Genomic DNA, 24,126 nt, shown 5'->3' with positions numbered 1-24,126 from the left:
AATGGATCCCTATGCGCTGAAAACGCTGAATGCCGAACGCCGCGCTCGCCGTGCGGCGATCCTGGTCACCGATCTCGGCGACGGCCGCGACCGCATCGTGCGCGAGGGCGATCAGGTTGCCGGCGATCTGGGCGCTGCCATCTCCAAGGCGTTTCGCACCGGCAATTCCGGTTCGGTGGAGGCCGAAGGGCGAATCTTCTTTCTCAACGCCCATCTGCCGCGGCCGCGCCTGGTGGTGATCGGCGCCGTCCATATCAGCCAGGCGTTGGCGCCGATGGCGAAGATCGCCGGCTATCCCGTCGAGATCGTCGATCCGCGCACCGCCTTTGCCACGCCCGACCGCTTTCCCGACGTCGCACTGCACGCCGAATGGCCGGAAGACGTGCTGAAGCGCCAGCCGCTCGACAGCTATACGGCGCTGGCCGCCGTCACCCATGACCCGAAGATCGATGATTTCGCGCTGAAGGCAGCGCTCGACGCCAATTGCTTCTATGTCGGGGCGCTGGGCAGCCGCAAGACGCACGCCAAACGCGTCGAGCGCCTGCTGGCCTTGGGCGCAACCGCCGATCAGATCGCCCGCATCCACGCGCCGATCGGCCTCGACATCGGTGCGGCAAGCCCGGCCGAGATCGCGGTGGCAGTGCTGGCGCAGGCGATCCACGCCTTTCGTTCGCGCGGCCTCGAAGCCAAGGGTGCGGCGGCGTGAAATTCGGGCCGATCCCGATCGAGGCAGCTGAAGGCGCTGTGCTGGCGCACGCCACCGCAGCCGGAGAGCGACGTTTCCGCAAAGCGCACAGGCTGAGCGCCGACGATGTGTCGCTGCTGAAGGCCGCCGGCATTTCGGAGGTGGTCGCGGCGGTGCTGGCTGCCGATGATCTCAGCGAGGACGCAGCCGCGGAAAAGATCGCCGCGAGCATGGCCCACAGGAACATCGAGGCGAAGCCGGCTGCGACCGGCCGCGTCAATCTGCATGCTGATGCCGCCGGCATCTTCACCGTCGATGCGGCGATGATCGACGCCATCAATGCCGTCGATCCGACCATCACTATCGCCACGCTGGCGCAGCACGCGCCGGTCGAAAAAGGCCAGATGGTGGCGACGGTGAAGATCATCCCTTTCGCGGTCGCCTCGGCCTTGGTCGATGCCGTGACAACGATCTGTACCGGCGGCGAGATCTTTGCCGTCAACGCCTACCAGCCGGTACGCGTCGGCGTCATCCAGACGGTGCTGCCCGGCATCAAGTCGAGCGTGCTCGACAAGACGCTGCGTGTCACCGAAGCGCGGCTGGCGCGCTCGGGCGGCCGGCTGACGGCGGAGCGCCGTACGCCGCACGAGGTCGCGCTCGTGGCGAAGGCAGCAACAGCGCTGGCGCGCGACAACGATATGGTGGTGATTTTTGGCGCCTCGGCGATGAGCGACTTCGGCGATGTCGTTCCGGCGGCCATCGAGCGCGCAGGCGGCACCGTCATCCGTGCGGGCATGCCAGTCGACCCCGGCAATCTGCTGGTGCTCGGCATGCTCGACGGCAAACGCGTCATCGGCGCGCCGGGTTGCGCCCGCAGTCCCAAGGAGAACGGCTTCGACTGGGTTCTCGACCGGCTGATCGCTGGCCTCGACGTGACCGCCAAGGACATTGCCGGCATGGGCGTCGGCGGGCTGTTGATGGAAATCCCGACACGGCCCCAGCCGCGCGAGCCGCTGCCGGCCAAGGCGCAGCTGGCGGTCGATATCGTGCTTTTGGCTGCCGGCCGCTCCAGCCGCATGGGCGGGCCCAACAAGTTGCTGGCGCTGTTCGACGGCAAGCCGCTGGTGCGCCGCACCGCCGAGCGTGCGCTCGCCTCGAATGCCTCTCAAACAATCATCGTCACCGGCCATCAGCGCGAGCGGGTGCGGGCAGCCTTGTCGGGCCTTGATGTGACCTTTGCCGACAATCCGGATTTTGCCGAAGGCCTGTCCTCGTCGCTGAAGGCCGGTATTTCTAGGGTTGCCGAAGACGCCGCCGGCGCCATGATTGTTCTCGGCGACATGCCGGGCGTCTCGTCAGTCGACCTCGACAGGCTGATCGACGCTTTCCGCAAGGCCGAAGGCCGCTCGGTGGTGCGCGCCTCGCATGATGGCCGCCGCGGCAACCCGGTGCTATTGCCGCGTGCGTTGTTTGGAGGCATCGCCCATCTCGAAGGCGACACCGGCGCGCGGCATCTGGTCGAGGCCGAGGGGCTGGATGTCGTCGATGTCGAGATCGGCGAGGGCGCAGCCGTCGATGTCGACACGCGCGAGGCGCTGGAAGGCGCCGGCGGCGTGCTGCAGGATTGACAAACCGAAGCTGAAAAACGCATGGCTTGGGCATGGCTTTCAGATTCCGCTACGCCCTTTTTGCCTCAGCGCTTGTATTGTTTCCTGGCAGCATCGCTGCTCGCGCCGACACGCTAAAACCCTTCAAGGACGATCTGTTCGCCTATCCGGCCACGCTGTCGTCCGCGGACAACGGCGCCTACACGGTCATCGACTACCAGGAACTGCGCGACATCAACGCCCGTGACGAAGTGCCCGAGCGTCGGGTGCACGCCCAGTACACCGACACCGGCGTGCGCAAGGTGCAGCAGGATCTGCTGCTGAAGACCGATGCCGGCGATGTCAGGCATGTCGCCGTCGGCAAGACCGAGGGTGCCGGCATCATCGTGCTGTACCTGCATGGGCAGGGCGGCAGCCGCAAGCAAGGCGTCGACGACTTCACCTTCGGCGGTAATTTCAACCGCATCAAGAACCTGATGGCCGCCAATGGCGGCCTCTATCTCTCTCCGGATTTCACCGATTTCGGTGACAAGGGCACAGCCCAGGTCGCGGCGCTGATCGACCACTATGCGGAAAAATCGCCGGGCGCGAAGATCTTCGTCGCCTGCGGCTCGATGGGCGGATCGCTGTGCTGGCAACTCGCTGCCCGCAACGACACCGGCCGGCGCATAAGCGGGCTGCTGCTGCTTGGCTCGCTCTGGGATGATAGTTTCCTGGCGAGCCCCGCCTTCAGGCGCCATGTGCCGGTTTTCTTCGGCCAGGGCAGCAAGGACCCGGTATTTCCCGTGGAAAAGCAGGAAGCCTTCTTCCGCTCCATCATCGCCAAATCGAAAGCCTATCCGTATCCGACGCATTTCGTCCGCTTCGAGACGGGCACGCATGGCACGCCGATCCGCATGACCGACTGGCGCGGCACGCTCAACTGGATGCTGTCGAAGGCGCCATGAAACGCCGTGCTAAACCGCGCTAAGGCGCGGTGTTGTAGTCGACGACGGTCTGCGGGTTTTCCTCGCCGTCATAGGACGCATCGACGTCGTACTGGACCAGGGAAAAATCACCGTTGCGGAACAGGTATGTTCCTGAGCTGGAGGCATCACCGACGCCGCGCCATTTGTTGAACGTGGTGAGCGTCTTGGTCTCTTCATTATATTCGGGATTGGTCGCCCAGCCGCTCGTTTGGAAGCCGATGATGCTCATGCCCAGCAGTTTGCCGTCGCTGTCATTGTTCTCGTAGCGGATATCCATCTGAGGCTCGGCGAACTGCAACTGCCTCACCCCCGATACCTCGTCGGTCATGTAGTAGACCGAAGCGGTGTTGTAGGCGGCCGCCTGGCAGTAGAACTCGAAAAGCCGTGTTTCCTTGTCGGGATCGCCGGCAGCCGCGTCTTTGTCCTTGTATTTGATCGAAAAAATGTTGGGCTCTTCGCCGAGAAATTGCTCGTCGCACTGGCTGCCATAGTCGGCGGCGAACAGTTTGTTCACCTGCTCCAGTACGGCGTCTTTCTTGGGCGGCGGCGGTCCGTCGCCGCAGCTTGCCGGCAGCGCTTCCTCGAAATCGGCCTTCGATGGTTTCAGCGCGCCCTTGTCGATGAAGATCGGGCGGAACGGCGGTTCCTGGATCTGGGCGTTGACCTGGCGCAACGTGTAGCAGCCGGCGAAGACTGCTTCATTGCCGTCCTTGTCGGTAGCGCGGATGGCGACCGGAACATTGTAGAAAATGCTGCCGGCCGCGCCATCGTCGGAGACGGCGCCGGTGGCGACATCGACCTTGTCGGTGCCGTCATAGCCCTTGACGAATGTATCGAAATCCTTGGCCGGTTTGGTGTCGCCGTAATAGCCCCAGGCGCGCGCAAATTCGTGCCGGTTGATGGCGTTGTAGAGCGAGCGGACGACAGCGGCGGCGTCCGACCGGTCATCGAGATAGGGCGCGTCGTCGGCGGCGAATGCTGTCTGGCTGATGCTGGCTAGGGAGAAAAGAGCGGTCGCTGCAAAAAGGGCGCTTCTCATCGCGAATCTCCAGTCGATGCGGAAAATCCTAGCACAACGATTGCGGCGACGCGGTGACGCTTGAAAAGTCACCCGCGAAGGCGCTACGTGCCGCCATCGGCGTTCCGCCGCGTGGAGATTTCAAGTGACACTGTCGATGTATGAAGCGTCCGTGCCGGTGTTTTCCGCCAGGCTCAAGGCGCTGTCCAATGTTCTGTCTGCAGCCGAACAGAATGCCGCTGATCGCAAGATCGACCCGCAGGTGTTTCTGACAGCGCGGCTGGCGCCCGACATGTTCGCGCTGGTGAGGCAGGTGCAGATCGCCACCGATCATGCCAAGGGGGCGCCGTCACGGCTTGCCGGCCGCGAGGTGCCGAAATACGAGGACAACGAGGTGAGTTTCGCCGACATCCAGGCGCGCATCGCCAAGACCGTCGACCATCTCGCGACCTTCTCGGCGGCCGACCTCGATGGCTCCGACGAGCGGACAATCGAACTCAGGCTGGCGGGACGTGAAGTCTCGATGCCCGGCCTGCAATATCTGCTGCACGCCGCCATGCCCAACTTCTACTTCCACGTGACCACGGCCTACGACATCCTGCGCCACAACGGCGTGCCGCTGGGCAAGGCAACGTTCCTCGGGCGTTGAAGGTAAAAAGGTTTCCCGGCGCTGCCGGGAAACCTCGCGTCAGGATTTGTTCAGCGTAATGACATTTCGCGGGCGATGCGCGGGAAATCGGCCGGCTTGATGCCGATGTCGGCGCGGTCGGTGCTGCTCATTGCATGCAGCAGTGCCAGTGCCGAGCGATAGCGCAGATGTTCCTGCGGACGCGGACGGGCGAACATTTCAGTGAAGAACCCCATGATCATGGCCCCTTGTTGATCCTCCACATCCAGCAATATAGGCAAATCATGAAGATTGTGCAGTGCAGCATTTGCATGGCAGCCATGCTGCACGAATTTTTTTCGTCACAATCGAACAGGCCGGTGAAACTTCGGGCGCGTGCCGACCGTATGCTTCAACGCTGGCACATGGCCGGCTTTTCCTCGCCACTCCTGGCGAATTTTCCGGGTTGCATGAAAATGCAGCCCGGCTTTTTTGCATAAGAGTTCGGCTGGCCAACGCCGCAAGCCAAAGGCTAAATTGATTAAGATCGGTCGCATTCATTTTTAACGAGCCGGTTCTATGTTGGGCGCCGGTACAGGTGGGCTTACGACAGGGGGAGGCTGAGATCGGCACCGGGAGCAAGCGGGATTTCGCTTCGTTGCTCGACGACCTTTTCGTCGCCCCCGACAAGGGCGAGGAGGCCGGCGGACGGCCGTCGATTCCGTTCGATTATCTCTCGGTGGCGGATGAACTTCATTCCGGCCGCATAAAGGTTGCCGGTGACACATTTGCCGCCGAGTATCGCGAGGGCGCCGACCTGGCGAGCGAGTTCGCCGCATTGCTCGATCAGGCGAAGATCGCGCTTGCCGGCGAAGAGCCCAAGCCAGAGGAAAAACTGCCGCCGATCGATCCTGAATCCATCGCCGTCGAACTTGGCCTCAACCAGCCGAAGGACGTCGCCGATTTCGGCCGCATGCGCCGCAGCTTCGCCTTCGCCAATCATCCAGACCGTGTCGCCCCGCATTTGCGCCAGCGCGCCATGATCCGCATGCAGGTGGCCAACATGCTGATCGACGAAGCCAAGCGGCGCGCTTTGGCCGGCGCCCGGCGCTAAAACTCTCCCACACTTTTTACGAAATCCTGCGGGTTCCGGGCTTGGATAAGGTCCGGGTTTTCCGAGCAAGGATGGTTCAATTCGGCCATCCTTTGCTCTATGCTTGGGCTTCCTCCTCCCGCGCAGCCGCGCCAAAAAATTCCCGCCGGAGAAAATTCCATGCACAAACGCCGTCTCGGTCGGACCGATCTTCTTGTTACCCAGATCTGCCTGGGTTCGATGACCTGGGGCCAGCAGAACACGGAAGCCGAAGGTCATGCCCAGATGGACCTGGCCTTTGCGCGCGGTGTCAATTTCATCGACACCGCCGAGCTTTACCCGATCCCGCCCAAGGCGGAGACGCAAGGCCGTACCGAAAAGATCATTGGCAGCTGGATGAAGGCGAAGGGCAACCGCGATCAGGTCATCCTGGCCTCGAAAGTGGTCGGCCGCACCGCCAACACCTGGTTTCGTGGCGACCGTCCCTCGAAGCTGGTGCGCGCCGACATTTTTGATGCGATCGAAAAATCACTGACCAAGCTCGGCACCGATTATCTCGATCTCTATCAGATCCATTGGCCGGAACGCGACATACCGTGGGGCGCCAATCCGAACCGCATCGGCGCCGTGGCGCCGCGCGCCGATGCCCTCGGCGCGCCTGCCGGCGAGACGCCGATTGCCGAGACGCTTGCCGTGTTCGACGAGTTGGTGAAGGCCGGAAAAATCCGCCATTTCGGCCTCTCGAACGAGAATTCCTGGGGCGCCATGCGCTTCATCGCGGAATCCGACAAGGGTGTCGGACCACGCATCGTCTCGATCCAGAACGCCTATAATTTCGTCAACCGCACTTTTGAGGTGAACCTGGCCGAAGTCTGCGAGCGCGAACAGGTGTCGCTATTGGCCTATTCGCCGCTGGCGCAGGGCTATCTCACCGGCAAATACGACCATGGCGCACGGCCGCAAGGCTCACGCTCGCAACTGTTCAACCGCGGCCAGCGCTATGAGACGCCGAACGCGGCGGAGGCGCAGCTTGAGTATAACGAGCTGGCGCGCTCCTTCGGCCTGAAGCCGGCCCTGTTTGCCAACGCCTACGTGTCCAGTCGGCCCTTTGTCACCTCCAACATCATCGGCGCTACAACCATTGCGCAACTTGAAATGGCGCTGTCGTCGGTCGATGTGGTGTGGACCGAGGAGATGCAGAAGGCGGTCGATTCGATCCACCAGCGCGTCGGCAATCCGTGCCCGTAGACAGGCGATCCGTAGGCCAGTTGAAGTGATTGGGGGGACAAAAATGACATTTCAGATCGACGCCCTGCGGGCAAAATTTCCGGCCCTCGGGCTCACCGACAAGGGTCGCCGCCGCATCTATCTCGACAATCCCGCCGGCACTCAGGTGCCGCAAGCGGTCGCCGATGCGGTGTCGCACTGCCTCTTGACCACCAACGCCAATCTCGGCGGCTTCTTCGAAACCACGGTCGCCGCCCAACAGGTCGTCGACGACGCACACGCGGCGATGGCCGATTTCCTCGGTGCCGCGTCGCCGCAGGAAATCATCATCGGCGCTAACATGACGACGCTGACCTACCACATGTCGCGCACGCTCGGCCGCACGTTCAAGGCAGGCGACGAGATCATCCTCACCCGCATGGACCACGAGGGCAATGTCTCACCCTGGCTGCAGCTGGCCGAAGACCTTGGCCTCGTCGTGTGCTGGCTGCCTTTTGATGAGCAGAGCTGGCAGGTCGAGGAGACGGCGCTCAGCGCATTGCTGACTGACAGGACGCGGCTCGTCGCGCTCAACTACGCCAGCAATCTGACCGGCTCCATCAATCGGGTGAAGGCGCTGACCGGCATCGCCAAACAGGCGGGCGCGCTGGTCTATGTCGACGCCGTGCAGTTTGCGCCGCATGGCCTGGTCGACGTGCAGGACCTCGGCTGCGATTTCCTGATCTGCTCGGCCTATAAATTCTTCGGCCCGCATATGGGCATTCTTTGGGGCAGGCTGGACGTCATCGAGGCGTTGAAGGCGTACAAATGCCGCTGTTCGTCCAACGGTCTGCCGGAGCGGTTCGAGCTCGGCACGCCGCAAATCGAGCTGATGGCCGGCCTCACCGCCGCCGTCGACTATTTCTCGGAGCTGGGCGCTGCGGCTGGCGAGAAAGGGTCGCGAAGGCGCAAGATTGCCAAGGCGTTCGAAGTGGCGATCGCCTACGAGAACCCGCTGGCGCAAAGGCTGATCGACGGGTTGTCGGGCATTTCTGGGCTGACCATTCACGGCATCACCGACCCGGCGCGCCTTGAGCATCGCGTGCCTACGGTTTCCTTCACCGTCGACGGCATCGTGCCGGAAACCATCGTGCGGCAGATGAATTCCGAAAACATCTTCCTGTGGTCCGGCCACAACTACGCCTGGGAGATCGTTCACCAGCTCGGCATTCCCGCCGAGCACGGCGTCGTGCGCATCGGCATCGCCCACTACAACAATGCGGCCGAGATCGACGAGACGCTGGAAAGCGTGCACCGCGTCATCGCCATGCTCAGGCAGCAGCGATCCTGACGCTGCATCCTCAACGGTTCTTGCTGCCGAAGCCGGTGAGGAACGCGGTGAGGTTGTCGCCGAGTTCGTCACAGAGATAACCGCCTTCCTGAACGATGACCGTCGGCAGGCCGAGCCCGGCAATGGCTTCGCCGATGCGCGAAAACCCCGGCGTCGTCACCGAAAGCCCGCCGAACGGATCGCCTTCAAAAGCGTCGAGGCCGAGCGCCACCACAAGCGCGTCGGGTGCAAACGCGCGGATGCGCTGGAATGCCGTCTTCAGCGCTTCGTGGAACTGAGCGTCGCCGGATTTGCGTGGCAATGGCAGGTTGAAATTGTAGCCCAAGCCAGGCCCTTCGCCGCGCTCGTCGGCGTGGCCCCAGAAGAACGGATAGAAGCGCACAGGATCGGCATGCACCGAGACGGTCAGCACGTCCGGCCGGGCATAGAAAATGCCTTGCGTGCCGTTGCCGTGATGCAGGTCGACATCGAGGATCGCCACCCGCGCTGCTTGCTTGCGTAGCACTTGGGCGGCGACTGCCGAATTGTTGATGAAGCAGAAGCCGCCGGCGACATCGGCAAAGGCGTGATGGCCGGGCGGACGGCAGAGAGCATAGGCGGCCGGTGCGCCCGCCATCACGGCTTCGGCAGCTTCGACCGCGCTCCACGCGCTCCACAGCGCGCTGCCCCAGGTCTCGCCGGAGATCGGGCAAGCGGTGTCGGCCATATGGTAGCCAGCCTGGCCGACGGCCGAAGCCGGGTAGGAGCCGTTGCGCGCGATCGGGTGAATGTTGGGGATCACCTCCGCCGAGGCGCCTTCGATGCGCTGCCAGCGCACGAAGATGTGCTCGAGGAAATCCAGATATTCGGGCGTATGCACTGCAGAAACCGGGCCGAGCCCATAATCCCTCGGCCGCTCGATCGAGCAGCCGGCGGCCTTCGCACCGGCAAGCAGCCGCTCGGCGCGTTCCGGCTTTTCCGGATTGGGCTGCGGCGCCCCACTCGAGAGGAAAGCCTTGGGATCGTGGCGTTTCTGTTCCTCGGCATAGAAGGCTTTCATCATGACTCCAAATATATTAGCCGGCTATATATCGTCCGGAGCATCGGCAAAGGCGAAGAAAGCGTCGCCGACGATCTTCTGTGTTTGCTCGTAGTGCGCCCAGCCAATGCCCAGTCTCTCATAAAAGGCCTTGGCGCCGTCATTGTCGGTATCGACCGACAGCCTGAGATAGACGCCACCATCCCTGCGGCAGTCGCGCGCGACGCGGCGCAGCAGTTTTTCGCCGATCTTGCGGCCGCGAAACCGGTCCTCGACATAGAGGTCCTGGATATAGACGCCAGGCCGGCCCATCCAGGTCGAGAAGATCGGGAAATGCAGGCACAGCCCCGCAAACTCGCCGCCGACCTCGGCGATCAGGGTGGAGAAGGCGGGTTTGTCGCCAAAGCCATAGTGGCGGAAATCCTCGGCGGTGGAGGTGATCTGCTGATGCCCGCCGGTATGGGCGCCGAAGCGCAACAGCGCGGCGTAGATGGTATCGACGTCGTCGATGGTGCCGGCGCGGATGGCGGTATCACCTGTCATGCTGATCGTCTCTACCATGGATCAGGCCACGGTTCCGGCTGAGCCGTTCAGGAGATCGTCCAGTTCGCCGATATTGTCTTCCGAAAAGACGCGAATGCCGTTCGCTTCCAGAAGCGCGGTGGTCGTGCCTTGACCGGCTACACGCTTGCCCGAAAAACTGCCGTCGTAGACGAAGCTTGAGCCGCAGGACGGGCTGCCGTCGGTCAAGACCGCATAGCGGCACCCTGTTTCCCGGGCGAGATCAAGCGCAAGCTGCCCGGCTTCGAGATAGAGTGCGGTCACGTCGTTTCCGGTTCGCTCAACCACCTGGCCTTGGCCGTGCAGCACAGCAAGGCCGTCGCCGGCACCGCGAATTTCCACAGGAGGACGCGGCGTCGAGAAACCCGCGGCAATTTCGGGGCAGATCTGCACGATCCGCCCTTCCGCCTGCCACCGCGCCAGAACGGGATGGTCGTTGAGCCGGTAGGAGCCGTTGTAGCGAACCTTGCTGCCGAGCAGGCAGGCTGAGACGAGAACCCTTTCCATATCAGCTCCTCCCCTTGTCACCCGACCTCCACTATGCGCCTAGAGCATGATCCCGAAAAGTGGAACCGGTTTTCGGAAAAGATCATGCTCAAACAAAGAGATAGAGCCCCATCCCGATTCCATCGGGATGGAACAGGCTCTAGAACGCTACCCGGTCGCCACCCTTGAGCGCCAGCATGGCGCGCGCCTCGGCAGGTGTCGCGACCTCCAGGGACAGTCCGTCGAGAATGCCGCGGATGCGGCGCACCTGGTCGGCATTGGATTTTGCCAGCTGGCGGCCGTCGTAGAGACTGTCTTCCAGCCCGACGCGGACATTGCCGCCCATCGCTGCCGCGATCGAGATCAGCGGCATCTGATGGCGGCCGGCGGCGAGCACCGAGAACTGGTAGCTGTCGCCAAAGAGTTTGTCGGCGATGCGCTTCATGTGGATGAGATTGTCGGGATCGGCGCCGATGCCGCCAAGGATGCCGAGCACGAACTGGAGGAACAGCGGCCCCGACACCAGGCCGCGGTCCCGCAGATGCGCCAGCGAATAGAGATGGCCGACATCGTAGCATTCGAACTCGAAGCGCGTGCCGCAGCCCTTGCCGAGCTTTTCGAGCACGCTCTCCATGTCGGCGAAGGTGTTCTTGAAGATCGTGTCGCGCGTCGCTTCCAGAAGCTTCGGCTCCCACTCGTGCTGCCAGTCCCTCGGTTTGTCGAGCATCGGGAACAGCGCGAAATTCATCGAGCCCATGTTGAGCGAGCACATTTCCGGTTCGGCCCTGAGCGGTGCCGCCAGCCGCTGGTCGAGCGTCATCAGCGACGAGCCGCCGGTGGTGATGTTGATCACCGCGTCCGTCGCCTGCTTGATGCGCGGCAGGAATTGCATGAACACGTCGGGGTCGGCGGTCGGCCGGCCATCCCTAGGGTCGCGCGCGTGCAGGTGCAGGATCGAAGCGCCGGCTTCGGCGGCGGCGATCGCTTCCGTCGCGATCTGGTCGGGTGTCACCGGCAGATAGGGCGACATGGATGGCGTGTGCACCGAGCCGGTGACCGCACAGGTGATGATGACTTTCCTCGTCGCCATTTTTTGCCCCTCAGCCTTCGATTGGGAGGTCGAGTTCGCCGGCCAGAACCTGCAGCGAGTCGCCGATGATGGAAATGATCTCGCCGACCTGCTGAGCCGTTACGATCATCGGTGGCGCGACCATGAAATTGTCGCCGTCGACACCACCCTTGACCCTGCGCCCATAGACGATCAGGCCGCGCTCATAGGCCAGGTCAAGCAGGCGCTGCGTCGCTTTCTTGCCCTGATCGATCGGCCGCAGCGTATCGGGATCGGCGACCATCTCGGCGCCGGTGAGCAGGCCTTTGCCACGCACGTCCGCAATGAAGGGGAAGCGTTTCGCCAGCCCCTTCAGCCCGTCCATCAGCACGTCGCCCATGGCGGCAGCATTGGCGATCAGATCGAGCCGGTCCATCTCGCCGAGCACGGCAAGCCCGGCGGCGCAGGCCAGCGGATTGCCGGCATAGGTGTGGCCATGCTGAAAACCGCCGGAAGCGAGCAGCGGCTGCACCAGTCGCATCGGTGCCGCGAGCGCACCGAGCGGTGCATAGCCCGAGCCCAGCCCCTTCGACAGCGCGACGATGTCAGGCTGGCAGTTCCAGTGGTCGCCGCCGAGGAATTTGCCGGTGCGGCCGGCGCCGCTCATCACTTCATCATGGATGAGCAGGATGCCGTAGCGGTCGCAGATTTCGCGGATGCGCGGATAGTAGCTGTCCGGCGCCACCAGGGCAGAAGTCGCAGCGCCGCCGATCGGCTCCATGATGAAGGCGAGCACACTCTCCGGGCCCTCGGCCAGGATCTTGTCCTCCAGCATGTCGGCATAGCGGATGCCGCGCTGTTCCATCGAGAGATTGTCGCGGTCGCGCCAGGCCGTTGGCGCCGGCACGCTCGGCATCACCTGCATCATCGGCGTAAAACTTTCGGCCAGCGCATCGTCGCCGGTGACCGAGAGGGAGCCCAAAGTGCCGCCATGATAGGAGGGAAAGCGCGTGATCACCTTCCAGCGGCTGGCCTGGCCGGTGGCGACCGCCCATTGCCGCGCCAGCTTGATACAGGATTCCGTGGCTTCCGAACCGCCCGAGACGAAGAAGATCCGGTCCATGTCTTCCGGCAGTTTGCCCGCCAGTTCCCGCGCCAGCTCTTCCGCCGGCTCGTTCTCGAAATGCAGCCGGTAGGCGAAGGTGGCGCGGTCCATCTGCCGCTTCATCGCATCGAGCACGTTGCGGTTGGAATGGCCGATATTGGCGACCATCGGCCCGCTCGATCAGTCGATGAAACGGCGGCCGTCCTGCGTCCACATATAGATGCCCTCGGCGCGATCGATCAGCGGCCGGCGCAGGCTGGAGAGGTAGAACAGGTGCGATGGCGCGCGCGCTTCCGATGCAGCGGTGGAGGGCTTCGGCATGTCAGGTCTTTCCGAGATAGCGGTCGAGAACATTTTTCGTCACGCGTTCGACCATCGCATCCTGCCTTAGCAGGCCGGCAACCCATTCGCAGCTTCCGGCGTGGAAAACCTCGCCCTTTCCGCGCGCGAAATTGACGATCATGCCGTTGCCACGTTTGACTTTTTCCAGATTGGCGTCAGTTGCCTCGCCGAACAAAGTCTCGGCGGTGAAGCGGCCGTCTTCGTCGCCGAGGAACTGGTCTTCAAACGGAATGTCTGCGCTTTCCTCGACCTGGCTCGCCATGCCGACGGCCAGCACCTGCAAACCGTCAGGCGCGCCGCTGTCTGGCGTGGGGTAGGGCAGGCCGCCACGTATCTCGAAGTCTAGGCCGTCGACCTCGTAACCATAGACATGGCTGTCGGCGCCGAGCAGGTCGCCATAGTAGATGCCGGTGCCGGCGAAGGCCCAATGCTCCGGACGGTAGACCGGGAAGCCGCGCACGCCGCGCGGCGCGCAGCCGCCCCAGCCGGCATAGACGCCGCGCGTGGCGTTGAGGCCGAAGGTCGCCGCACCCGGCCGGCCGATCTCCGGCGCTTCCCAGGAATTGCTGGCGCGGGTGACGTCGCCGCGATAGGCCGGATCTTCGGCACGCGCCCGGTATTTGTAACAGACCTGCCGGCGGCCTTCGTCCTCCAGCCTGGTCTGCCACATGAAATTGCCGGCAAAGCGCGCCGCGTGGCCGCCCCGTTCGACATAGGCGTCGACGGCGTCGCGCATCTCCCAGGTCCAGTATTCGTCATGGCCGACGAAAACGACACAGTCGTAGCCGTCGAGAATCTCCGGCGAAAAATGCAGATCGTGCTGGCTGGCAAGATCGACGCCATACCCGGTGCGCTCGGCAAAGCGGAAGAAGTGGCTGTCATAGCTCGCCCAGCCGGACGAGGCGTATTTCTTCGAATGGCCCGTGGCGAGCGCCCATTCCATATGGGGATAGCGCGGCACGGTCTTTGGCGGCACCGCGACTTCGAGTGGCACGCGCGGCGCATTTTTTGGCAGCACGACGAAGCCGCGGCACCATGGCCGCTGCGTCGATACCATCGTCGCGTACTGGTCGCGGTTTGGCCCGGTTATGCCTTGGTAGTGGTTGGAGCCGCCCCAGGTATTGTAGGCGAGCCAGGTGCCGGTCGCCGCGATTTGCAGCACGCGGCCGAGCCTTTTGCCGGGCGGCGGGGCAACAATAATGACGTGGTGGCTGTGGATCGACTTGCCATCGCGGCCGTCCGCCGAAAGCCTGACGCGGTAGGCGCCGGACGGCCAGTCGTCGCCGATGCGGAATTCGAACGACGCCTCCCAGCCGCAGCCCTCGACCGAAGACTGGTCCGGCGTTTCCTGCCAGCGCGCCACGATTCCGGCCTGCTCGAAAATCTTGGTTTCGGTTGCGCCGTCGCGGATGATGACGATGCCGAAGCTTGGTGCCGTCGAGCTGACATGCAGCGAAACTGTCTCGCCGGGCCGGTAGGAGAAGCGATCGGAATAGCACCAGATCTCGCCACGCTCGCCATCCATGCCGGGCCATTCGTAATAATGGCCACGCACCGCCTCGCGGCGCTGCTCGGGCGTCAGCCCGAAATCGGGGAACTCGGTCGGCAGCTGCGTCAATGAACACCTGAGATCAGTGGCCGCCATTGAGACCATCGGCCAGCCAAGCGTCAAATGGAAACGATCGGGCCAGCATTCGTCCACAGCGCCCTTGGCCCTGTTGGCCAAACAGACTATCTCAAGGGCAGGCGGCATTTCTGCCGTGGGAGCCAAAATGCTGAGAGTGCAAAAGGTCAAGGTCGACGAAATCTACGTGCCGACCGCGCGCAAGAAGACATTGCACCCCGAGACAGTCCGGCATCTGGCCGAGGACATTCTGGAAAACGGCATGAAGACACCGATCCAGGTCCGCCATGACGGCAAGCGCCACATCCTGGTCGAGGGCCTGCATCGGCTGGAAGCGGCCAAGTGGCTCGGCGAAACCGAGATCGACGCCTATCTCGTGCAAGCCAAGCGCCACTAGGCTTCCGGCCTCGATCTACCGCTCCCGTGATTTTTTCGCCGGCCCCTGTCGGCTCGCGCTCGCTTGGCGCGTCCTTGGGCCATAACCCAGATCAAACCGAGGAGACCATCATGACCACCAAGCTCGACATCGCCCCCGGCAATGACCGCGAACTGGCTCTTGCCCGCATCATCGATGCGCCGCGCGAGAACGTCTACCGTTGCTGGACCGACCCCAAGCTGGTGACGCTATGGTTCGCGCCAAAGCCGTGGACGACGCCGCGCGCCGAAATGGACGTGCGCACCGGTGGCTCCACCCTGGTCGTCATGGCCGGCCCCGACGGCAACGAATTCCCCAACCCCGGCGTCTTTCTCGAAGTCATCCCGGGCAAGAAGATCGTCTTCACCGATGCCTACACCACCGCCTGGGATCCCTCGGAAAAGCCGTTCATGACCGTTGTGCTGACCTTCGAGGATGAGGGCGCCGGCAAGACCCGCTACACGGTGCGGGTCCGGCACTGGAGCGTCGCTGACCGCGAACAGCACGAAAAGATGGGTTTTCACGACGGCTGGGGCCAGTGCGCCGACCAGCTCGAAGACCTCGCCAAGACGCTTTGATGCCAGCAAGACGGGAGGAGATCGATATGTCCAGAACCTTGCTTTTTGCCATTCTTGCCTCGGCCGCAGCGCTTCTTGCCTCGCCGGCCACCACCAATGCAGAGGAACCCACCATGACGACCGAGACCAAAACCCTGCCGAAGCCGGAAAAGGCCGGCCTGCTGCCGATCGACGGCCTCAACTACTATTACGCCGTCTACGGTAAGGGCGAGCCGCTGCTTCTGCTCCACGGCGGTTTGGGCACGATCGATATGTTCGCGCCGATCCTGCCCAGGCTTGCCGAGCATCGCACGGTGATCGCTGTCGACTTGCAGGGCCATGGCCGGACCGCGCTTGGCGAGCGGCCGTTCGGCCTGGAAGCGATCGGCGACGACATGGCCGCAATCGTCAAGGCACTCGGCTATGACAAGGTCGATGTCATGGGGTATTCGCTGGGTGGCGGCGTCGCCTTCCGCATGGCCGTCCAGCATCCCGAAGCGGTGCGCCGACTCGTCCTGGTTTCGACCGGCTATGCAGCCGACGGCTTCTATGCCGAGATGCGCGGCCAGCAGGCGCAAGTCAGCGCCACGGCAGCCGATTTCATGAAGGACACGCCGATGTACAAATCCTACATCGCGGTGGCGCCGCATCCGCAGGATTTTCCAAAACTGCTCGATGCGCTCGGCAACTTCATGCGCCAGGATTACGATTATTCCGCCGACGTCGCCAAGCTGAAGATGCCGGTGATGCTGGTCTATGGCGACAGCGACATGTACCGGCCGGAGCATGAGATCAAGTTTTACCAGATGCTCGGCGGCGGGCTGAAGGATGCCGGCTGGATGCGCGAGAACCTGTCACAGAACCGTTTGGCTATCCTGCCCAACCGCACCCACTACGACGTCTTCTTTGCCCCGGAACTGACCGCCGCAGCGCTGCCTTTCCTTGACGGCGAAACGAAGGTGAAGAGCTGGGACGAGGTCGTCAGCGAAACCGAATAGCCGCCTGACAATGACCCGCCGGCAGTCTCGCGCGAGATGGCCGGCGGTTTTGCTTATGACGCCTTTTTGCCTGCTTCGGCGCGGCGCGGCTGCCTCAGATGCTTGATGCCGCTCATCTCGACGAAATTCGTCGCCGCTTCCCAGAGATAATCGCCATACAGAAACGGCTCGAAGGGCTCCGCGCCGGCCAGCAGCAGCGGTGCGATTTCCGCATCGACGCGCGGCTCGTAGAAGAACGGGATCGAGAACCGCGCCGTTTTCGGCGCAATCACCCGGTGCCGGGTCGCCCTGACGCGGCCGCCGGTCCAGCGCTCGAGCAGTTGGCCGAAATTGACCGCCAGCGTGCCGTCAGCGGGCGGCACGTCGATCCATTCGTCGGCCAGGTTTTTCGCTTGCAGGCCTTCGACGCCGTCCTGCGCCAGCAGCGTGACGAAACCGGAATCGGCATGTTCGCGCCCGATGACGGTGCGCCTCTCGCCCTTGTGGACGACCGAAAACTCCGGCCCGCTGAGATCGACGCCGGCGTCGCGCAAGGGGTAGCGGATCAAGCGCAGGGTCGAGATGCCGCCGTCGAAATCGCCGTCGAAGATCGTCTCCGTCAACCCGAGCCCGCGCGCCACCGAGCGCATCAGCGCGTTGCCCACCGCTTCCATCACGCAGTAGTAGCTCGCGGCCGCCTCGCGCCAGCCCGGCAGCATCTTTTCGTCCGGCAACGGCGTCGGTTCGCAAAGCGGATCATCGGAACTGGCGAACCGCCCATGCGCAAGGTCCGGCCCCATATCGATGCCTTCCTTGTAGGAAACAGCAGTCGGCTGCAGCGGGAACCAGCCGCGATAGACATTCTCTTTCGTCCGGTCGAAATTCCAGCGCAGCAGCTTTTCTTTCTCAGCATCGGGCAGGGCGAAAATGCCAAGCAATTGTGCCCGCTTCACCGGCGTCAGCCAGCCATCGCCGGGGAAATCTTTGATCGCCATGAAGCCGATGCCTGACGCCGCGGCCAATATCCTGGCATCGGTGTCGTCGCGGGCGGGCGAGGGCGGACCGAACAAGGCCGCGATGCCTATGGTTTCGATGTCCTGCGCCATGCTCTCGGCTCCAGCCTGCCACCTGCAAACAGGCGCGACGGCAGGCATTCCTGTCAATCCCATGCCGATGCCGGTCGTTGGGCCAATCGCATTCCCATCACGACAGGTGATACCCCCATCAATGGTTTTCAATTGACCGAGCCATTCCCGCCGTTACCCTCCAGGCTTTCCTCAGGAAACGGAACCGGGCGATGACTGGATATCAGGGCGGGTGCCTGTGCGGCGCGGTGCGCTATCGCGCTGACGCTGCACCGATCAATGAACGCGTTTGCCACTGCCGGCGCTGCCAGAAGGTGATTGGCGCGGCCTTCAATGCGCGCGTGCTGTTTCGCATCGACGACGTGACCGTCGAGGGGGTGGTGGCGACGGTCAACACCTCGCCTGACCTCAAGCGCGGCTTTTGCTCCAGCTGCGGCACGACGATGTTTTCCCGGCGCGAGTCCGCCGGCATCGTCGGCATCACCACCGGCTCGCTCGACGATCCCTCGGTCTTCAAGCCGCAGATGCATATGTGGACAGCTTCGAAGCAGCCATGGGTGCAGCTCGACGACGGCCTGCCGCAATATGAAGGCGCGCCGCCACCGAATTGAATCGCATGACCAAAATTTAATCCAAATAGTCACGACATAGCCGGCAAAGCGTCATTGGCGGGCCATGATTGTCTCCCTATCTATCGGCTGCGGGCCGGCATTCGAGGAGGCGACGGATGAACGACAGCATCAACACCCTGGACGAGCTTTTGAGCGATCCGATGGTCTTGCTGGTGATGGAGCGTGACTGCGTAAAACCCGAACTGGTGCGCATCTTGCTCGAACGCGCACGTCGCCCCGCCGTCTATGGGCCGCTGGTGCCGCCGGCGCATGTTGTCGCCAAGACCTGCCTGCAGCAGTGGTTGGGCAGATAGGTCAGCCCGAGTTTGCCGGCAAATAGCTGTAATGGCTGCGGAAATAGGCCAGCTTGAAACCGAGCCGCGCATAGTTGCGATAGGCCGGACCGTCGCGGTCGGGGTGCGGCGCCTCGATGTCGGCGACAAACAGTTTCGCGCCAGCCGCAAGGCCGTCGCGCACCATCGCTTCGCCGAGCATGGCATCGAGATCGAAGCTTGGCGCCATGATGCCGGGCACCGGCGCGTCGATGCCGCTCCAGGCCGTGCCGTCAGCGCCGATGAACAGCGAACGCACCGCGGCAACCGCGCCATCCCGCTTCAGCATGTAGTGATGCCAGCCCTGTCGGCCGACCAGCGCATTAAGCCATGGTGAGGTCGGCAACCGGTACTGGCTGTCGATGAAGCCTGCCCATTCGCTTGCCGTTGCCCGCGTCACGCGTTCGACCGAAACGCCCTCGATCGGGAACAGCGGTTCAGCCGCCAGCGGTTCTGCCCCGCGAAAAATCCGTTCCCAGCCACTCAGGCGCTGCAGACCGCGCGCCTCGAGCCAACATCTGAGCGCTGAAGGCTCAGCGTTCGGATTGGCATAGAACCACGGCCTCGCAATGCCGGCGGTGCGGTAATGCGCCAAGAGCGCGTCAAGCTGGCTCTCGGTGGCCGGGCCATCGACGCCGAAATTCTTCACGCAGTTGAAATGGATGAACGGGATTGCCGTGCATGTGGTCCAGACCAGATTGCCGTCTTCGGCGATCGCCAGTCCGAGCCGCGCGGCAAAGTCGGCGGGAGCGGCGCGATAGAGATCAAGCCAGGCATTGACCTCGGCGCGTTCGATGGCGCGGCTGAAATCGCGGGAGACGTCTTCCATTGCGATGGCGGGTTGATGCGTTTCGGGCAGGGCAACGGGTTGCAATTCGGACAGAGCGGCGGACGACATGGCTTCCTCCCGGTTCGATACCTTACGATGTAAGGTTAGAGCAGAGTAATATTAACACGGAAGTTGTCAAGCGGGATCGGCAGCATCGGCCTTGCTGCCAATGCCACCCCTGGAGATTTGCCGAGATGCGGGTGCCAAGCTCTCCCTTCTCCTCCTTGTGGGAGAAGGGAGAGCCGCGACGGGTCGCTGGCTTATGGCTAATATTTGATTCAAACTTTGTTGGTAATTTCTCGTTAGTAATCGAGGCCAGTTTTGTCCGGCGGCGATTGTTGGCTTTCGGTCTGTTGTGTTCTGCGTACAGGTCCAGATGCGGTTATCAGGCGTCGTCATTTTCTCGGTCGCGGCTTTGTGCCTTGCCGGCTGCTCGTCGACGGCAGGCGTCGATGCTTTGCAAATGCCGTCCAACGAGACCACCAGTTCGGTCGTGCGGCCGAGCGCGCCGGTCGAGGCGGCCCCGGTGGAGACAGCCATGCTCGCGCCGATGCGGTCCGCCCCGATGGCCGACAATGCGCCACCCTTTTCCATGGTTGAGGAAGAAGAGGCCATGATCGCGCCCTCGCCGGCGCCGCAGGAGAGCGCCGAACCGCAGGCCGAGCCGATTGCGCTGATGTCGCAACCGAAGCGGCTGAGCCGGGCGGCACCGCCGATGCTGGCCGGGCCGATCACGCGCTACGGCTTTCGTGACGCCAAGCCGATGAATTTCGGCAAGGCGTCGCCCCGGCATCTGGCCGTCCACGGCGTCGACATCTCGCGCTGGCAGGGCAACATCAACTGGGAAAAGCTGCGCGGCCAGGGCGCCAACTTCGCCTACATCAAGGCCACCGACGGCGGCGACCATCTCGATCCGATGTTCATGAAGAACTGGCGCAATGCCGATGCCGCCGGGCTGAAGCGCGGCGCCTATCATTTCTTCTACTGGTGCCGCACCGCCGGCGAGCAGGCCGACTGGTTCATTCGCAACGTGCCGAAAATGGACGGCGCGCTGCCGCCGGTGATCGACGTCGAGTGGAACGGCGAATCGAGCTGCAAGCGGCGCCCGTCGCGCGAAAAGGTGCTGGAGAAGATGCAGGTGTTCATGGACAAGCTGGAGCGCCATTACGGCCAGCGGCCCATCATCTACACCAGCCCCGACTTCTACCGCGACAATCTGCAGGGCGCCTTCCCAGACTATCCGTTCTGGCTGCGTGCGGTGGCGCGGCATCCCTCAAAAGTCTATCCCGGCCGCAAATGGCTGTTCTGGCAGTATTCAGGCTCCGGCCTGTCGCACGGGGTAAGCGGCCGCATCGACCTCAACGTCTTCCATGGCGACGAAAATGCCTGGCGGGCATGGGCAGGCGGGCGGCAGATGGTGGCTGACGCCGACTGAACGCCTCGCGATGCAGGCTGGGACAGCCGCGCCTGCGCCGGCGGCCGTTTGGGTCGCCTTGGCTTGAATTTTCAGCGTTTCGCTAACGATCCGCTCACTTTGTCCTTTAGCGCTATCGCAACAGCCTTCCGGTAACGTGTCCGTGATCGGGTTTCGGAGGGGTCAATGCGCAATCCAGTCTTGGCAGTCGCTTTGGTGGCCGGCGTCGGCTACGGGTTTTTCAACTCGCTCGGCCACATGCCGGACGCCGGCACCTCGCTGGCGGAGTCGAAGCAAAACGTCGTTTCCTATTCCACCGAGGACAAGGCGATGCAGGCCGCCAAGAAGAACGGCCGCTCGACGCTGCCGCGCTTCCACCAGCTGATCGCCGCCGGCACGCCCGGCACCTACACGGTGAAATTCCCGCTGACGCAGAACGGCGCCACCGAGCATATCTGGTTGCAGCTGGTCGGCTACAGCGACGGGTCCTATATCGGCCTGCTCGCCGATGTCCCGGTCAACGGCAACAAGTACAAAATGGGCGACCGAATGACCGTGGCCGAGACCGACGTCGAGGACTGGATGGTCAAGGACGGCAAGGTCATCTACGGCGGCTACACCACACGCCAGGCGTTTGCGGATATGCCCAAGGAGCAGGTCGCAAAGTACGGGCTGACCTTCAAGGATTGAGGCGATCCGTCACCGCGCGCTGAAAGCCTACCGCGCCGCGCGCATCTCGCGCTCCCTTATGTCCGCCGTCTGGGCCAGCACCCAGTCGCGGAACACCTTGATCTTTGGTGTATTGCGCCGGCTTTCCAGGTGCACCAGCCAATAGCCGTCGCCGTCGGACCCGACGATGTCAAAGGGCTGTATCAGCTGTCCCTTCGCCAGCAGGGCGCTGTAGAGGTTCTGGGTGAGGATCGCCGCGCCCTGATCGGTGATTGCCGCCATCGCATCATAGGTCTGCCCGCCAAGCGCCGGACGCGCGATGACACGACCGGGATCGAAAGACACGCCGGCGGCTTCAAACCAGATTTTCCACCAGGGATCGTCAGGGCCGCATAGCGGCACCTTGTAGAGATCCTCGGGGTGGCGGATGCCGCCGACGCTCGCAGCCAGTCTTGGACTGAGCATTGGCGTGTAGTCCGCCTTGAACAGATAGTGGGCTGTCAGGCTGGGCCATTTTCCAGTGCCGGTTCGAATGCCGATATCCATGCCTTCGCGCGTGAAATCGACCAGCCGGGACGATGTATCCACCTTCACGGCGAGATCGGGATGCATCAGCTGGAATGTTCCAAGCCACACGGCCAGCCAGTTCGAAGCGAACGTTCCCATCGTCGTGACGGAAAGCACCCCGGTCGCTCCACCCTTGGTGGCGAGCCAGGCATCCGCCAGGGCTGAGAACGCGCCGGTTGCCAGCGGCGCCAGCTGCTGCCCGGCCTCCGTCAAGGCAATCTGCCTTGTTTTTCTTATGAAAAGTGGCGTTCCGGCAAGCTCTTCCAACACCTTGATCTGATAGCTGGCCGCTGACTGGGTCATGCCGAGTTCTTCGGCCGCCTTGGTGAAACTGCCCAGCCGCGCCGCAGCCTCAAACACCCTGATAGCGCCCAGCGGCGGCAGCTCCCAACCCATGACGCATCAATCCTCCTGATGCATGCTACTCGACGTTCGATTGGAAACCAAGGCCGGAAAACGGCATGCTCTGTTCATCAGATCGAACCCCTGGAGGATACAGCAATGACCACCACCACACTGCGCAACACGTTCCGTCTTCCGATCCTCGGCCTCTTCACCGCGCCCTTCAGGCCCCGTAAGCGCGGCCAGATCGACCACCGCGGCTTGTCGCACCATTTCCTGCGCGATATCGGCATACTCGACGGACACGTTCCCAACGGCAGCATCCGCTGAGGCAGGTCTCTTTGATCGACTTAGAATGCAAGGGAGGGAAGCTTGTCATCGGAGGATCTGGCGAAGAGCCGTCAAACGATCAGCGCCTATGAGGACTATGCGGAGCGCTACGATGCAATCGTGCGGCATGTTCCCAACGAGAGAGAGCAGGCATCGCTAAAGCGCCTTGTGGCGATCGCCGGCACATCAGGCCAGATTCTGGAAGTCGGGTCGGGAGCGGGATACGATGCGGACTTTCTGGAGACTTTGGGCGTCAAGGTTCGGCGCACCGACGCAACCAAGCGGTTTCTCGAGCTGCAGGCCGCGCGCGGCAAGCAGGGTGAACTGCTCGATCTCATCACCGACGATCTTGGCGGCCCCTATGACGCAGTCCTGGCCCTGTGTGTCCTGATCCATATTCCGCGCGACCAGACCGACCAGGTGCTTGCCAAGATAGCCGGATCGCTGCGGCCGGGCGGCGCCTTCCTCGTCTCGATGCGCAATGGCGACGGCGAGACATCAGGCGAATATCATACGATCTACTGGCGCAGGGACGACTTCGCGGCCCGCATCGAAGCCGCCGGGCTGGTCCTCATCACGGACGATTTCAATGTGGGACGCGGCAGCGACGAATGGAACACCTTCCTGGCTGTCAAGCCGTCATGACGCTGTGTGGGTTTTGCTTCTGAGAGACCGTTTGAGAACGGGGTGGCGGTTTGAGGCGGTCCATGGTTCAAGCTTCTCAGCAGCTTGGAGATTGGAAGCATGGCGCTCAAGCGGATGGACAACGTAGGCATCGTCGTCGAAGACCTCGCCGCGACGATTGTTTTCTTTCGCGAACTCGGCCTCGAGCTCGAAGGGCAGGGCACGATCGAAGGAGAATGGGCCGGACGTGTCACTGGACTGGGCGATCAGCATGTCGAGATTGCCATGATGCGCACACCGGACGGCCACAGCCGGCTCGAGCTCTCCCGCTTCCTCAGGCCGCCTGTCGTCGCAGATCACCGGAACGCTCCGGTCAACGCCCTGGGCTACCTCCGCGTCATGTTCACCGTGGACGACATCGACGACACCCTTGAAAGGCTCTGCACGCGCGGCGCGCAGCTCGTTGGCGAAGTCGTCGAGTATAAGGACGTGTATCGGCTCTGCTACATCCGTGGACCTGAAGGGCTTCTCATCGGACTCGCCCAGGAACTCGGCTGAGCGCAATACGAGCGCGTCCGCCCGCCTGTTCAAGGTCTCCACGGTCGGCCGCGTTCTCGCCAGGCACGATCAGCTCGCAAATAGACATCGCCGTTGC

The 24,126-nt window shown here is 63.0% G+C and carries 27 protein-coding genes and 1 pseudogene; 17 read left to right on the top strand and 11 right to left on the bottom strand.

The genetic code is table 11. From position 1 onward, the window contains the following. Position 1 precedes the first annotated feature (1 nt). From AC1DXU_RS14990 to AC1DXU_RS14980, 3 genes are read left to right on the top strand one after another with little or no spacing between them, the layout of a single operon-like run. Positions 2-706, top strand: coding sequence for an XdhC family protein (locus AC1DXU_RS14990; RefSeq protein WP_477369612.1), 705 nt, complete (start codon positions 2-4; stop codon positions 704-706). Further along, positions 703-2,313: an NTP transferase domain-containing protein gene (locus tag AC1DXU_RS14985; protein ID WP_477369610.1), complete on the top strand. Its 1,611-nt coding sequence runs from the start codon at positions 703-705 to the stop codon at positions 2,311-2,313. Before AC1DXU_RS14990 ends, AC1DXU_RS14985 begins: the two co-directional genes overlap by 4 nt. Positions 2,314-2,345: 32 nt before the next feature. Continuing rightward, complete coding sequence (locus tag AC1DXU_RS14980; RefSeq protein ID WP_477369608.1) at positions 2,346-3,239, top strand: alpha/beta hydrolase family protein; 894 nt, start codon at positions 2,346-2,348, stop codon at positions 3,237-3,239. Positions 3,240-3,258: 19 nt separating this feature from the next. On the opposite strand, the gene AC1DXU_RS14975 is transcribed toward AC1DXU_RS14980, so the two are convergent. After that, on the bottom strand, positions 3,259-4,299 hold the full coding sequence (locus AC1DXU_RS14975) for a DUF1176 domain-containing protein (protein ID WP_477369606.1): 1,041 nt from the start codon (positions 4,297-4,299) through the stop codon (positions 3,259-3,261). A 124-nt stretch (positions 4,300-4,423) separates the two neighbouring features. On the opposite strand from AC1DXU_RS14975, the gene AC1DXU_RS14970 reads away from it, so the two are divergent. Continuing rightward, entirely contained in the window at positions 4,424-4,927 is a 504-nt protein-coding gene (locus AC1DXU_RS14970; protein ID WP_477317525.1) for a DUF1993 domain-containing protein, read from the top strand. Between the two features lie 50 nt (positions 4,928-4,977). Here the strand turns inward: AC1DXU_RS14970 and AC1DXU_RS14965 are convergent, their stop codons facing one another. Beyond that, entirely contained in the window at positions 4,978-5,235 is a 258-nt protein-coding gene (locus AC1DXU_RS14965) for a hypothetical protein (RefSeq protein ID WP_477370401.1), read from the bottom strand. Between the two features lie 308 nt (positions 5,236-5,543). On the opposite strand from AC1DXU_RS14965, the gene AC1DXU_RS14960 reads away from it, so the two are divergent. The 3 genes from AC1DXU_RS14960 to AC1DXU_RS14950 all read left to right on the top strand — a co-directional run bounded on the left by AC1DXU_RS14960 (position 5,544) and on the right by AC1DXU_RS14950 (position 8,535). Beyond that, positions 5,544-5,999 carry a hypothetical protein gene (locus AC1DXU_RS14960; protein ID WP_477369604.1) on the top strand — a complete coding sequence of 152 codons (456 nt, stop codon included), beginning with the start codon at positions 5,544-5,546 and terminating at the stop codon, positions 5,997-5,999. A gap of 159 nt (positions 6,000-6,158) precedes the next feature. Further along, positions 6,159-7,226, top strand: coding sequence for an aldo/keto reductase (locus AC1DXU_RS14955; RefSeq protein ID WP_477369602.1), 1,068 nt, complete (start codon positions 6,159-6,161; stop codon positions 7,224-7,226). Between the two features lie 43 nt (positions 7,227-7,269). After that, positions 7,270-8,535, top strand: a complete 1,266-nt coding sequence (locus tag AC1DXU_RS14950; RefSeq protein WP_477369600.1) for a cysteine desulfurase-like protein — start codon at positions 7,270-7,272, stop codon at positions 8,533-8,535. A 10-nt stretch (positions 8,536-8,545) separates the two neighbouring features. Here AC1DXU_RS14950 and AC1DXU_RS14945 read toward each other — a convergent pair whose 3' ends face one another. The 6 genes and pseudogenes from AC1DXU_RS14945 to AC1DXU_RS14920 all read right to left on the bottom strand — a co-directional run bounded on the left by AC1DXU_RS14945 (position 8,546) and on the right by AC1DXU_RS14920 (position 14,713). Further along, positions 8,546-9,574 (bottom strand): histone deacetylase family protein, encoded by a 1,029-nt coding sequence (locus AC1DXU_RS14945; protein WP_477369599.1) that lies wholly within the window; start codon positions 9,572-9,574, stop codon positions 8,546-8,548. A 24-nt stretch (positions 9,575-9,598) separates the two neighbouring features. After that, entirely contained in the window at positions 9,599-10,096 is a 498-nt protein-coding gene (locus AC1DXU_RS14940; RefSeq protein ID WP_477369597.1) for an N-acetyltransferase family protein, read from the bottom strand. Between the two features lie 21 nt (positions 10,097-10,117). Continuing rightward, positions 10,118-10,621, bottom strand: a complete 504-nt coding sequence (locus AC1DXU_RS14935; RefSeq protein WP_477369595.1) for a 2-thiouracil desulfurase family protein — start codon at positions 10,619-10,621, stop codon at positions 10,118-10,120. Between the two features lie 139 nt (positions 10,622-10,760). Beyond that, positions 10,761-11,690, bottom strand: coding sequence for a 3,5-dioxohexanoate:acetyl-CoA acetone transferase (gene kce, locus AC1DXU_RS14930; RefSeq protein WP_477369593.1), 930 nt, complete (start codon positions 11,688-11,690; stop codon positions 10,761-10,763). Positions 11,691-11,700: 10 nt separating this feature from the next. After that, positions 11,701-13,074, bottom strand: a pseudogene (locus AC1DXU_RS14925) (aminotransferase family protein). A 1-nt stretch (position 13,075) separates the two neighbouring features. Further along, complete coding sequence (locus AC1DXU_RS14920; RefSeq protein WP_477369591.1) at positions 13,076-14,713, bottom strand: N,N-dimethylformamidase beta subunit family domain-containing protein; 1,638 nt, start codon at positions 14,711-14,713, stop codon at positions 13,076-13,078. A 154-nt stretch (positions 14,714-14,867) separates the two neighbouring features. On the opposite strand from AC1DXU_RS14920, the gene AC1DXU_RS14915 reads away from it, so the two are divergent. The 3 genes from AC1DXU_RS14915 (at position 14,868) to AC1DXU_RS14905 (ending at position 16,689) form a co-directional block, all read left to right on the top strand. Beyond that, on the top strand, positions 14,868-15,116 hold the full coding sequence (locus AC1DXU_RS14915) for a ParB N-terminal domain-containing protein (protein ID WP_023669061.1): 249 nt from the start codon (positions 14,868-14,870) through the stop codon (positions 15,114-15,116). A 110-nt stretch (positions 15,117-15,226) separates the two neighbouring features. Further along, the gene (locus AC1DXU_RS14910) at positions 15,227-15,712 is read left to right on the top strand and encodes an SRPBCC family protein (protein ID WP_477369589.1); all 486 of its coding nucleotides are present in this window, start codon (positions 15,227-15,229) and stop codon (positions 15,710-15,712) included. Positions 15,713-15,738: 26 nt separating this feature from the next. Further along, positions 15,739-16,689, top strand: coding sequence for an alpha/beta fold hydrolase (locus tag AC1DXU_RS14905; RefSeq protein WP_477369588.1), 951 nt, complete (start codon positions 15,739-15,741; stop codon positions 16,687-16,689). 53 nt (positions 16,690-16,742) lie between these two features. On the opposite strand, the gene AC1DXU_RS14900 is transcribed toward AC1DXU_RS14905, so the two are convergent. Next, on the bottom strand, positions 16,743-17,774 hold the full coding sequence (locus tag AC1DXU_RS14900) for an isopenicillin N synthase family dioxygenase (RefSeq protein ID WP_477369586.1): 1,032 nt from the start codon (positions 17,772-17,774) through the stop codon (positions 16,743-16,745). A 191-nt stretch (positions 17,775-17,965) separates the two neighbouring features. On the opposite strand from AC1DXU_RS14900, the gene AC1DXU_RS14895 reads away from it, so the two are divergent. Both AC1DXU_RS14895 and AC1DXU_RS14890 read left to right on the top strand, forming a co-directional pair. Next, positions 17,966-18,364 carry a GFA family protein gene (locus AC1DXU_RS14895; protein ID WP_477369584.1) on the top strand — a complete coding sequence of 133 codons (399 nt, stop codon included), beginning with the start codon at positions 17,966-17,968 and terminating at the stop codon, positions 18,362-18,364. Positions 18,365-18,480: 116 nt separating this feature from the next. Further along, complete coding sequence (locus AC1DXU_RS14890; RefSeq protein ID WP_477369582.1) at positions 18,481-18,678, top strand: hypothetical protein; 198 nt, start codon at positions 18,481-18,483, stop codon at positions 18,676-18,678. Position 18,679: 1 nt separating this feature from the next. On the opposite strand, the gene AC1DXU_RS14885 is transcribed toward AC1DXU_RS14890, so the two are convergent. Next, positions 18,680-19,594, bottom strand: a complete 915-nt coding sequence (locus AC1DXU_RS14885) for a hypothetical protein (protein ID WP_477369580.1) — start codon at positions 19,592-19,594, stop codon at positions 18,680-18,682. Between the two features lie 307 nt (positions 19,595-19,901). Here AC1DXU_RS14885 and AC1DXU_RS14880 point away from each other — a divergent pair, with 307 nt between their 5' ends. Further along, positions 19,902-20,960, top strand: coding sequence for a glycoside hydrolase family 25 protein (locus AC1DXU_RS14880; RefSeq protein ID WP_477369578.1), 1,059 nt, complete (start codon positions 19,902-19,904; stop codon positions 20,958-20,960). A 165-nt stretch (positions 20,961-21,125) separates the two neighbouring features. After that, a complete protein-coding gene (locus AC1DXU_RS14875; protein WP_477369576.1) occupies positions 21,126-21,629 on the top strand; it encodes a DUF2314 domain-containing protein in 504 nt (167 codons plus the stop codon). A 27-nt stretch (positions 21,630-21,656) separates the two neighbouring features. Here AC1DXU_RS14875 and AC1DXU_RS14870 read toward each other — a convergent pair whose 3' ends face one another. Continuing rightward, complete coding sequence (locus AC1DXU_RS14870; RefSeq protein ID WP_477369574.1) at positions 21,657-22,571, bottom strand: LysR substrate-binding domain-containing protein; 915 nt, start codon at positions 22,569-22,571, stop codon at positions 21,657-21,659. A 105-nt stretch (positions 22,572-22,676) separates the two neighbouring features. Between AC1DXU_RS14870 and AC1DXU_RS14865 the strand changes: the two genes are divergently transcribed. The 3 genes from AC1DXU_RS14865 (at position 22,677) to AC1DXU_RS14855 (ending at position 24,029) form a co-directional block, all read left to right on the top strand. Further along, entirely contained in the window at positions 22,677-22,847 is a 171-nt protein-coding gene (locus tag AC1DXU_RS14865; protein WP_477369572.1) for a hypothetical protein, read from the top strand. Positions 22,848-22,889: 42 nt separating this feature from the next. Further along, positions 22,890-23,492: a class I SAM-dependent DNA methyltransferase gene (locus tag AC1DXU_RS14860; RefSeq protein ID WP_477369570.1), complete on the top strand. Its 603-nt coding sequence runs from the start codon at positions 22,890-22,892 to the stop codon at positions 23,490-23,492. A 99-nt stretch (positions 23,493-23,591) separates the two neighbouring features. Then, the gene (locus AC1DXU_RS14855; RefSeq protein WP_477369568.1) at positions 23,592-24,029 is read left to right on the top strand and encodes a VOC family protein; all 438 of its coding nucleotides are present in this window, start codon (positions 23,592-23,594) and stop codon (positions 24,027-24,029) included. Positions 24,030-24,126: the final 97 nt, after the last annotated feature.

The organism is Mesorhizobium sp. P3_A10, from assembly GCF_056403175.1.
Note: the sequence above shows the minus strand (reverse complement) of the source record. Positions and strands in the feature narration are given on the sequence as shown.